The organism is Methylococcus sp. S1M (genome assembly GCF_051295855.1).
Taxonomy (GTDB): domain Bacteria; phylum Pseudomonadota; class Gammaproteobacteria; order Methylococcales; family Methylococcaceae; genus Methylococcus; species Methylococcus capsulatus.
Genome location: NZ_JBPDXO010000058.1, coordinates 1 through 259, shown reverse-complemented (window position 1 = coordinate 259; position 259 = coordinate 1). Strand labels below are relative to the sequence as shown.

At 66.4% G+C, this 259-nt stretch carries 1 pseudogene; it reads right to left on the bottom strand.

The features are described from left to right. Nucleotides 1-211, bottom strand: a pseudogene (locus tag ACSHWJ_RS16065) (bifunctional adenosylcobinamide kinase/adenosylcobinamide-phosphate guanylyltransferase); the annotation flags it as partial. Nucleotides 212-259 lie beyond the last annotated feature (48 nt).

The window sequence follows — 259 nt, the reverse complement described above, 5'->3', positions numbered from 1 at the left end:
CCAGCGGATTGACGTGCCCGATGCCCTGTCCGACAACATTGCTCACGACGCAGCCCGGACACGACAGAGCCGGCAGCAACCGCAGCAGCCCCTCCCATACCCGCCCGAAAACATCCTCGCCTTCGGCCAGCAGATTGCACAGCCAGAGGGTCAGGCAGTACACCAGCACGAACCGGACGGGGCCGGCGCTCTCATCCAATCTGCCGGCCAACGCCAACGGCTCTTCCACGGTCAGCCAGGACTAAGGGCGCCTCGCCCG